The following is a 9886-nucleotide window of genomic DNA, read 5'->3' as shown; positions in this document are numbered from 1 at the left end:
AAATTGACCATCACCAAGCTTGCGCGCGGCGGACATGCCGCGCGCGGCCGGTGCTAGCCCAGGCAAACCCGGTTGCGGCCCCGTTGCTTGGCTTGATACATCGCCGTATCGGCGCGCTTGATGAGGCTTTCCGTGTCGTCGTTGTCTTTTAAGGTACTGACGCCCAGACTGGCGGTGATGTTCAGCACATCCATGCCGTAGGCCAGGGTATGCGACTCGATGTCGCTTCTGACCCGTTCGGCTATGGTGTCGGCCGACTCCAGATTGGTATCGGCCAGTAAAATCACAAATTCTTCCCCGCCAAAACGAAACACCACATCGCTGGCCCGCACGCTGTCCTTGATCCAGCTTGCCACCGAAGCCAGCGCCATATCGCCGCAATGGTGGCCGTATTGGTCGTTAATGCTTTTGAAATGGTCGACATCCACGAAAATCAACGACAGGTTTTGGCCGCAACGATTGGCCCTTATGATTTCCCGCATCAACGTGTCGTTAAAAGCGGTACGGTTATGGGTTTTGGTTAAAGGGTCCGTGTAGGCCATTTGCAGGGCTTTTTGAAACAAGGTGGCATTTTTCAGGGGATAGATCAGGCAGCACAACAGGCTTTCCAGCATCCTCAGTTCGTCCTTGCTGAAACGTTGGCTACGGGTCAGTTTCAATTCGCCGAGCTGTTGGTCTTCGACTTTCAGGGCGTAAGAGCAGGAGTGCCTGCCGATGACGCCGCGGCTGAAGTTCAAGTCGAATTCGCCGTTGACGTATTCGGCGCTGTTATGCGGAATGGTGGCTTGAATTTTATTGCAGAAGATCGTAATCAGCTCGATAAACTCCAATGAAGTTTGCAGGGCGCTGCTGATGTCGAAATGGTGAAGATTGACGGCGGTCGAAGCTTCAAAACTTTTATTGCTGACAATGGCCAGTTCGGCTGCTTTTTCTCTCATGACACTTCCTCTGGTCTTGAATTAACGATTTAACGTTATCAAAGCGACAGATGTGCCAATATTATTTTTTATTTAGAATTCAATTATTTGGTTTGTTTTGAGGTAGATAGGTGGCAATTTTTTGCCGCAGGTTTGCTTAGAACAAGCCCAGTTGTACCTGCGCTACCTCGGACATCATTTCGCGCGACCAAGGCGGGTCCAGCACCACTTCGACATCGACCGAACTGACGCCGGGCAAGGCGCGAACGCTTTTTTCCACATCGCTTTGAATCACGGGGCCCATGCCGCAACCCGGCGCGGTCAGCGTCATGCGGATATGTACGTCGTGACCGCCTTCGCTGTTGGCGGCCACCTCGCAGCCGTAGACCAAGCCCAGATCGACGATATTGACCGGAATTTCCGGGTCGTAGACGGTTTTCATGACTTCCCAGCAATTTTTTTCCACCGCCTTGCTGTCGGTTTCTGAAACCAGCGTATGCAACTGGTGGGTTTCCATGCCCAGGGCATCGGCGTCGGAGCCCGCAATACGCACCATATGGCCGTAGTCGGTAATCACCGTGTAATTGCTGCCCAGCGATTGATGTATGGTCACTTCCTGGCCTTTGTTCAAGGTGCCGTGATGCCCATCGGGTATGGTTACTATGTTAACGTCGCGGGTTAAGGTAACAACTTCTCTGTCTGCCATGGTCGTAATCAAAGTGTAAAGGTTTGAGCGTCAATTATTTGACCGGTTACGCCCAAGCTGGCGCTGTCAAATAAGTAACGGTAAACAGGGGCCAAACTGTCCATGGCGGCGAGTTGGGTTTTGTCGCCGCCGGGGTAAACTTTTTTATGCAAGGGCGAATCGATGGGGCCTGGAACCAGCGTGTTGACACGAATTTTTCCGCTTGCTTCCAATTCCTCCGCCAGTATTTTGGCGAAGCCCTCCAGTGCAATTTTCGACACGCCGTAAGCGCCGCTGTAGGCTCGCGGAACGCGCGCGCCGGAGTCCGAGGTAAACACGATGGAAGCGTTGGGGCTTTTTTGCAATACGGGCAACAGTACCCGGCACAATAAAAAGGCCGCGTTGAGATTGACGTTCAGTGTGTGCCCCCAATCCTGGGTCTTATGGACGGCAATGGGCGTGTAGGCACTCAATTCCGCCGCCGAATGCAGCAGGCCTTGCAAGGTGCCGTAACGTTGTTCCACGGCATCGGCCAAATCCTGGTATTGCTGCTCGCTGGCGCCGGCCAGGTCGAAAGGATACAGCACCGGTTCCGGGCCGCCGGCGGCAACGATGGCGTCATAGATTTTTTCCAGCTTGGGAATGCTTTTATCCAGCAGGATGAGGCGGGCGCCTTGTCGGGCCAGGGCCTGGGCCGCCGTGCCGCCGAGTCCGCCGCCCGCGCCGGTGATGAGTATGACCTGATCGTTTAATGGCATAGCGCGGTTTTTATCCATTGCTGTAATTGTCGCGGTTCTTCGATCAAGGCATCCGCGCCCCAGTTTTCCGGTTGGTCGCTGTCCTTGATATAGCCGTAGAGGGCGGCCAGGGTTCTCATGTTGGCATTTTTGCCGGCGGTAATATCGTGCGAGGCATCGCCGATATATACGCAGTTTTGCGGGTTCACCCCGGCCTGCCTGCAGGCGGCCAGCATGGGTTCCGGATGCGGCTTGCTGTTGGCCGTGGTGTCGCCGCTGATAATGCAGGCGGCTCTTCGGCTGAGATTGAGCGCTTCCATCAGCGGCAGGGTAAAGCGTTCGCGCTTGTTGGTCACCACGCCCCATTTAAGGCCCAGCGCTTCTATGGTCTCCAGGGTTTCGCTCATGCCGTCGAAAAAGCGGCTATGTTCGGCGATATTGTCTTGATAACAATCCAGCATATGGTCCAGTAATTGTTGTTGTCTGGCCGCATCCAGATTTTGCGTGGCTCGTTGGATCATGGCCAGGGCTCCCAGGGAAATGCTGGGTTTGACTTCGGCGGCCGGGACGGCCGGGTAACCGTGTTCCAGCAGAGTCTGGTTCAGGCAGGAAATCAGGTCGGGCGCGGTATCCACCAGGGTTCCATCCAGATCGAACAGCACGCAGTCCAGTTTGAAGGCGTTCATGACTCAAGCCGGCCGTTCGAAGGCGGCGATGTAATTGACGTCGATATCCCTGCCCAAGCTGAACTGTTTGTTGAAAGGGTTATATTCGATCCCGGTCATGCCCTTCAATTCCAGGCCGGCATTGCGGGCGGACTGGCATAGTTCCGACGGTTTGATAAAGGTTTTGTAGTCATGCGTGCCCTTGGGCACCATTTTCAACAGATGCTCGGCGGCCAGGATGGCCAGCAGATAGGCCTTGGGTACACGGTTCAGCGTGGAAAAAAACACCATGCCGCCCGGTTTGACCAGGGTGGCGCAGGCGCGGATTATGGATGCCGGGTCGGGCACATGCTCCAGCATTTCCATGCAGGTGACATGGTCGAAAGCGGCCGCTTGTTGCTCGGCCAGCGTTTCCGCGCTGATTTTTTGGTAATGGGCGCTAATGCCGGTTTCCAGGCCGTGCAAATCGGCGATGTCGATCAACTCTTCGCTCAGGTCTATCCCCAATGCCTCCGCGCCGGCCTTGGCCAGGCCCTCGGTCAGAATGCCGCCGCCGCAGCCGATGTCCACCACCCGCTTGCCCTGCAGTTCCGCGAATTGGCGGATGAAATGCAACCTCAAGGGGTTGACATCGTGCAGGGTTTTAAACTCGCCATTGGGGTCCCACCAGCGTTCGGCTTGCGAGCCGAACTTGTGGATTTCGTGAGGATGTACGTTGTCGGTCGCTGTCATGGCATCGGTATTTTTTTAAAGGCTATAGTTTACTGTATTACTAGGTTATTCGTCATGTCTGGGCTTTCGGCGCGGGCGGGTCGCTCAACAAGGTTCGGCGGATATGCGCGTATTGAAGCCCGTTTTTCATTGCGAGGGCGTCGCAGTCGCTCGACGCCAACGGGATGCCGATTTATGCTTCGGGTTCGGGATGAAAGCGCACAAACTTAACCGTGTTTTCATCGCGCTGGATAATCTCCAGAATTTGCCCGTGCAGTTTGATACTGGTGCCGGGTTCGGGAATGGTTTCCATGTATTCTATGATCAGGCCGTTCAAGGTTTTCGGGCCTTCGGTGGGCAGGTCCCAATGCGTGATGCGGTTGAGTTCCCGGACGGTGACGCTGGCGTCGACCAGATAACTGCCGTCTTTTTGCATTTTGATGTCGGGTTCCTCGGCCACCAATTCGCCGACGATTTCCTGCAATAAATCGTCCAAGGTTACCAAGCCCTGCACATCGCCGTATTCGTCCACCACCAAGCCGATGCGCAATTTTTCGGTCTTGAAAATTTGCATCTGTTTGTGAATCGAGGTGCTGGCCGGGATGAAAAAAGGCTTGCTGAGGCTGTCGGTGATGATTTGTTTGTCGAACGCCTGATGATTGATTTGGGCCAGCACGTTGCGTATATGTAAAAAGCCGATAACCCGGTCTATGTTCTTTTTATAGACGGGTAAGCGGGTATGCGGGCTGTTGCGCAGTTGTTCGATGATGTCTTCGATCGAATCTTCCAGGTCGATGCCGACGATTTCCTTGCGCTGGGTCATGATGTCTTCCACGCTGGCCGACTCCAGGTCCAGAATGCTCAGCAGCATGTTTTGATAACGGGCCGGCAGCAAATGGTCGGTGTCCGAGACGATGCTTTTCAGTTCGTCCTTATCCAACTCGTCTCGTTTGGCTTTTTTTGGATTCACCCCGACGATGAGCAACAGCAGATTGGAAATCGAATTGACGATCCAGACTATCGGGTAAAGCAATTTCAACAACGGCGCGTAAAGCCAGGCCGAAATAAACGCCAGCATTTCCGGTCTCAGCGCGGCCAGGGTTTTGGGCGTCACTTCGGAAAATATCAGAACCAGAATGGTCAATATGGCCGTGGCGGCCGGAATCGCTTCGTCGCCGCCGATTCTGATGGCAATCACGGTGGCGATGGATGAGGCCAATATATTGACGAAATTGTTCCCCAATAAAATCAGGCCGATCAGGCGGTCGGGTCTTTTGAGCAGATTATGTGCCTTGATGGCGCCACGGTGTTTTTGTTTTACCAGATGTTTGAGCCGATAACGGTTTAACGTCATCAAGGCGGTTTCGGAACCAGAGAAGAAAGCGGACAGGAGCAACAGGATGGCCAGTATACCGAACAGTATACTTAATGGAATATCGTTCAACGAAGTGGCTCTGGGTGACTAAACAAGCCACTAGTTTCTATGCTGGCGCAGTTTTGTCAAGTCGTTAAGGTTTTTTTAAGTGGCGGAAAAACTTGATTTTGTTGAAAGTTACCTGAGGTTTGTGCTTCAACAAACTGAATCGTGAGGGGTTTTGACAATAACGGCATTCAATGCTTAACTTGAATCGCTTGAATCCGCCCTTTGACCAGAAACGCCCTTCCATAGAGTACACCCGCATGGTTTTGCCCGAAATTTTGCTAATCGATGACAATGTAATCAGAGCCCAGCAAGTCGAGACCGTGCTGAAGTTTCTCGAATACGACCTAACCGCGGTCGGTAGCGGCGAGTGTCAGTCGATACTGCAAGACCCGAGCGGATTCAATGCCGTGTTTGTCGGCGCGACCGAGAAGCAGGCCAGCCTGCTCAGATCGATCACGGAAAAAAGTCCGGAGTTACCGGTCGTATTATTGGTGGAAAAAGACCATCAAGCGCTGTCGACTTCGATAGAACAAATGGTGACCCGGGTTCTGGAATGGCCCACGGTTTACCCTATCCTGACGGAAGAATTGAACAACCTGATCCAGCCCCGGGTCCCGGCGAAAAGAAATCAATCCCATAAAGGTCTGGCGGGATGCAGCAAGGCCATACAAAAAACCCGTGAGTTGATCGATCAGGTGGCCAAATCGGATGCCACCGTGCTGATCTTGGGCGAATCCGGTACCGGCAAGGAAGTGGTGGCCCAGGCCCTGCACCGTGCGTCCCTACGCAAGGACAAGCCCTTTGTGCCGGTGAATTGCGGCGCGATTCCCGGGGAATTGCTGGAAAGCGAATTGTTCGGTCATGAAAAGGGCGCCTTTACCGGCGCATTGACCTCGCGGCAGGGCCGCTTCGAAATGGCCGAGGGCGGCACGCTGTTTCTGGACGAAATCGGCGACATGCCCATGCCCATGCAGGTCAAGCTGTTGAGGGTTTTACAGGAGCGCTGTTTCGAGAGGGTGGGCAGCAATAAAACCATACAATGCGATGTACGTATCGTCGCCGCCACCCACAGGCAACTGGAACAGGAAATCAACGAAAAGCGCTTTCGCGAGGACCTGTTCTACCGCTTGAATGTATTTCCCATCGAGGTGCCGGCGCTGCGGGAAAGGGCGGAAGACATTCCGTATCTGGTCAACGATTTGATCGGCCGCATGCTGGCCGCCAACCGAGGTTCGGTAAGGCTGTCGCGGCAGGCCATCGCGGTGCTGATGCAACACCATTGGCCGGGTAATGTACGGGAACTTTCCAATCTGATCGAACGCTTGGCCATCATCTTTCCCGACAAATTGGTGGATGCCGGCGATTTGCCGGAAAAATTTCAGGGTTACGAGGTGCCGGCGGAAGCCGGCATCGATTGGCAGGAAGCGGAAATGCAGCCCAGCGAAACGCCGGCGCGGCCTGCGGCCGGATTTGCAAAACCGGTCCCGCCGGCACCCGGCGCGACCGTGCACCTGCCCGAACAAGGACTGGATTTGAAGGAATATCTTACCGATCTGGAAAACGAATTGATCCGGCAGGCGCTGGAGGAATGCAATGGCGTGGTGGCGCACGCGGCCAAATTGCTCAACATGCGCCGCACCACGCTGGTCGAAAAATTACGCAAGTCCGATACCGCCTGAAGGGCGTCAATTTCCCGGCGAAATCAATCCAGCTAACTGATAAATAAGTTAAAAATATTGTGGCTTGAATGTTGCTTTTTGCTCGATACAGTAAAAAGCCAGAATAGCCATGAACACAAGCAAACTGCAATATCAACAAAAAACCGAACGCCTGACCGATGCCTTTCGGATGTTCAACGAACTTTCGGAAAATCTGGCTCAGTCTTATCAAGGCTTGCGGGAGCAGGTCGCCCATCTGAACGGGCAGTTGGCCGCCGCGCGCAACGAACGGCTGGTCACTCTGAGCGAAAAGGAAAAGCTGGCCAATCGTCTGCAGCAAATTCTGGCGGCACTGCCGGCGGCGGTGATTTTGCTGGACGCGGGAAATCGCATCATCGATTGTAACGGCCATGCAGGCGCTTTTTTGGGCGAGCCCTTGATCGGCCTGCACTGGCAAGTCGTCATGGCCCGCAGCCTGTTGCCCGTCCCCGATTCGCCGCACGAACGGCAATTGCCGGACGGCCGCATCGTCAGCATCACTCGCAACCATCTCAACAACGACGCCGAGCAGATTATTTTGTTATCGGATGTCAGCGAATTGCGCGGCTTGCAGGACAGGCTGGCGCAACAGAAACATCTATCCGCCATGGGCGAGATGGTGGCCAGTTTGGCTCACCAAGTGCGCACCCCGTTGACCACGGCGATTTTATACGCCTCTCAAATGGGCAAGCCGCAGTTGAACGAAATAAAACGCCAGCAGTTTGCCGAGAAAATTTTGGAGCGTCTGCAGTATTTGGAGCGACAGGTCAATGACATGCTGATTTTTGCCAAGCAAGGCCGTTTGGCCATGCAGGGCTTTTCCTGGCGCGGCATGCTGGACCGTATCGCGGAACGCATGGACGAGTTCGACGGCGATTTCGTGCTGGATAACCGGGTCACGCGGGATTGCGTGCTGGGAAACCAGGATGCCTTGCGCGGAGCCTTGTTGAATCTGTTGAACAACGCCATGGAATCAGGCGCTTCCGCGATCAGTCTGCGAGCACTGGAAAGCGGGCAAGGCATAGAGATCGGCATCGCGGACAATGGTCCCGGCATTGAAGCGGACCGGCAACGGCAAATGTTCGAGCCGTTTTACACCAGCAAGACCCATGGCACGGGCCTGGGTTTGGCGGTGGTGGCCAGCGTGGTCGAGGCGCATGGCGGCGCGGTGTCCTGCCGCTCGACAGTCGGTCGGGGTAGCGTTTTTACCCTGTGCCTGCCTATTTTGCCACGGGATTTGGGTTTATCTGCGCCGGGGCGGGAATGCGCCGGTCTGGAGAATAACTATGAAACAGTATGACGTACTGATCGTCGAAGACGATGCGGCATTGTGCGAAGCACTGCGCGATACCTTGGAACTGGAGGGTTATAGCGTCATGTCGGCTAAAAACGGCATCGAGGCGCTGAGTCAGCTGCAAAAATTCAACGTCGGCCTGGTGGTCAGCGATGTGCAAATGCCGGTCATGGACGGCTTGCAACTGTTGCAAAATCTGCGGCAAAAATTCGCGGAGCTGCCGGTGTTGATGATGACGGCTTACGGTACCGTTCCGCGCGCGGTGGAAGCCATGCAGGCCGGAGCCCGCGATTATTTGATCAAGCCGTTTGAAGCGAAAACCCTGGTGGAAAAAGTCCAGCGCCTGATCGTCTCCCCGCCGGCGCCGGAACAGGAGCGGGTGGTGGTCGATGCGCAAATGAAAAAACTCTACGGTTTGGTGAATAAAGTCGCCAAAACCCACGTCACCATGCTGCTGGAAGGCGAAAGCGGTACCGGAAAAGAGGTATTGGCGCGTTATATTCACCGCAATTCGCATTACCACGCCGGTCCCTTTGAAGCCATCAACTGCGCGGCCATCCCGGAAAACATGCTGGAAGCCATGCTGTTCGGTTATGAAAAGGGCGCCTTTACCGGTGCCACCCAGGCCATGCCGGGCAAATTCGAACAGGCCCAGGGCGGCAGCCTGTTATTGGATGAAATATCGGAGATGGACTTGGGGCTGCAGGCCAAATTACTCAGGGTATTGCAGGAAAAACAGGTCGAGCGCCTGGGCGGACAGCGCAAAATAGAGTTAAACGTCAGAATATTGGCGACCACCAACCGCAAGTTGAAAGACTATGTCCGGCAGGGCCGGTTTCGGGAGGATTTGTACTTCAGGCTAAGCGTGTTTCCGATTCGGATTCCGCCCCTGCGCGACCGCATCGGCGATATTTTGCCGCTGGCGGCCGAATTATTGCGTAAACACAGTCCGCGCGGCGCGGCCGGCCAGCGTTTCGATGCCGCCGCCGTGCAAAAACTGCAAGCCTATCGCTGGCCCGGCAATGTGCGGGAATTGGAAAACGTCATGCAGCGGGCGCTGATTTTACAAAGCGGGCCCAGCATTACCGGCGACGATTTGATATTCGAAGACGATGAATTCGTGGCGGCGGACGATCTGCCAGGCGATTGCCAAGCGCTTGTTTCGGCGGATGAAATTGCACACGACCGGGCCGATTCGGAGCCATGCAGCCTGGGTGACGGGGTGCGCTCGGCGGAGGAAAAAATCATTCTGCAGATACTGGGCGAGGCCTGCGGCAACCGTAAAACCACCGCCGAAAAGCTGGGTATCAGTCCGCGGACCTTGCGCTACAAAATCGCCCGAATGAAGGAAGCAGGCGTCTCCGTGCCCTGCTAGATTTGGCTCGGAAAATGCTTGGTAACAGGAAAGTCATCAGCGAGAGTCACGAATATGTCAGATATCCATATCAATCAAGTACTGGCCCAGATGCGGACCATGTCCATCGAAGCCGGCGCCAAACCCGTCGCCGGCAACGATTCCGGCGAATTTGCCGCCATGCTGAAAGATTCCATAGACGCGGTCAATCAAACCCAAAAAACCGCCTCCGCCTTGTCCACGGCTTTCGAAACCGGCCGGTCCGATGTCAGTCTGGCCGAAGTCATGATTGCCTCGCAAAAAGCGCAAGTCTCCTTCCAGGCGATGCTACAGGTTCGCAATAAACTGGTCGATGCCTACAAGGATGTTATGAGTATGTCCATGTAGAGCGCTATACTTTTAA

The 9886-nt window shown here is 54.8% G+C and carries 10 protein-coding genes; 4 read left to right on the top strand and 6 right to left on the bottom strand.

The genetic code is table 11. From position 1 onward, the window contains the following. Nucleotides 1-53 precede the first annotated feature (53 nt). The 6 genes from NP590_RS18485 to NP590_RS18460 form a co-directional block, all read right to left on the bottom strand. Complete coding sequence (locus tag NP590_RS18485) at nucleotides 54-938, bottom strand: GGDEF domain-containing protein (RefSeq protein WP_256604159.1); 885 nt, start codon at nucleotides 936-938, stop codon at nucleotides 54-56. A gap of 136 nt (nucleotides 939-1074) precedes the next feature. Next, a complete protein-coding gene (sufT, locus tag NP590_RS18480; RefSeq protein ID WP_256604158.1) occupies nucleotides 1075-1623 on the bottom strand; it encodes a putative Fe-S cluster assembly protein SufT in 549 nt (182 codons plus the stop codon). A gap of 8 nt (nucleotides 1624-1631) precedes the next feature. Continuing rightward, the gene (locus NP590_RS18475; RefSeq protein WP_256604161.1) at nucleotides 1632-2360 is read right to left on the bottom strand and encodes an SDR family NAD(P)-dependent oxidoreductase; all 729 of its coding nucleotides are present in this window, start codon (nucleotides 2358-2360) and stop codon (nucleotides 1632-1634) included. Continuing rightward, entirely contained in the window at nucleotides 2351-3025 is a 675-nt protein-coding gene (gph, locus tag NP590_RS18470; RefSeq protein ID WP_256604157.1) for a phosphoglycolate phosphatase, read from the bottom strand. The genes NP590_RS18475 and gph overlap by 10 nt, the downstream gene beginning before the upstream one ends. A 3-nt stretch (nucleotides 3026-3028) precedes the next feature. Next, on the bottom strand, nucleotides 3029-3736 hold the full coding sequence (gene ubiG, locus NP590_RS18465) for a bifunctional 2-polyprenyl-6-hydroxyphenol methylase/3-demethylubiquinol 3-O-methyltransferase UbiG (RefSeq protein WP_256604156.1): 708 nt from the start codon (nucleotides 3734-3736) through the stop codon (nucleotides 3029-3031). 172 nt (nucleotides 3737-3908) lie between these two features. After that, the gene (locus NP590_RS18460) at nucleotides 3909-5159 is read right to left on the bottom strand and encodes an HlyC/CorC family transporter (protein WP_256604155.1); all 1251 of its coding nucleotides are present in this window, start codon (nucleotides 5157-5159) and stop codon (nucleotides 3909-3911) included. A gap of 236 nt (nucleotides 5160-5395) precedes the next feature. Here NP590_RS18460 and NP590_RS18455 point away from each other — a divergent pair, with 236 nt between their 5' ends. From NP590_RS18455 to fliE, 4 genes are all read left to right on the top strand, one after another. Continuing rightward, nucleotides 5396-6817 (top strand): sigma-54 dependent transcriptional regulator, encoded by a 1422-nt coding sequence (locus NP590_RS18455; RefSeq protein WP_256604160.1) that lies wholly within the window; start codon nucleotides 5396-5398, stop codon nucleotides 6815-6817. 109 nt (nucleotides 6818-6926) lie between these two features. Continuing rightward, nucleotides 6927-8135, top strand: coding sequence for a sensor histidine kinase (locus tag NP590_RS18450; protein WP_256604154.1), 1209 nt, complete (start codon nucleotides 6927-6929; stop codon nucleotides 8133-8135). Beyond that, complete coding sequence (locus NP590_RS18445; protein ID WP_256604153.1) at nucleotides 8122-9504, top strand: sigma-54-dependent transcriptional regulator; 1383 nt, start codon at nucleotides 8122-8124, stop codon at nucleotides 9502-9504. The genes NP590_RS18450 and NP590_RS18445 overlap by 14 nt, the downstream gene beginning before the upstream one ends. Nucleotides 9505-9558: 54 nt before the next feature. Next, nucleotides 9559-9870: a flagellar hook-basal body complex protein FliE gene (gene fliE, locus NP590_RS18440; RefSeq protein ID WP_256604152.1), complete on the top strand. Its 312-nt coding sequence runs from the start codon at nucleotides 9559-9561 to the stop codon at nucleotides 9868-9870. Nucleotides 9871-9886: the final 16 nt, after the last annotated feature.

The sequence above is a fragment of the Methylomonas subterranea genome (assembly GCF_024505185.1).
In the GTDB taxonomy this organism is placed as follows: domain Bacteria; phylum Pseudomonadota; class Gammaproteobacteria; order Methylococcales; family Methylomonadaceae; genus Methylomonas; species Methylomonas subterranea.
Note: the sequence above shows the minus strand (reverse complement) of the source record. Positions and strands in the feature narration are given on the sequence as shown.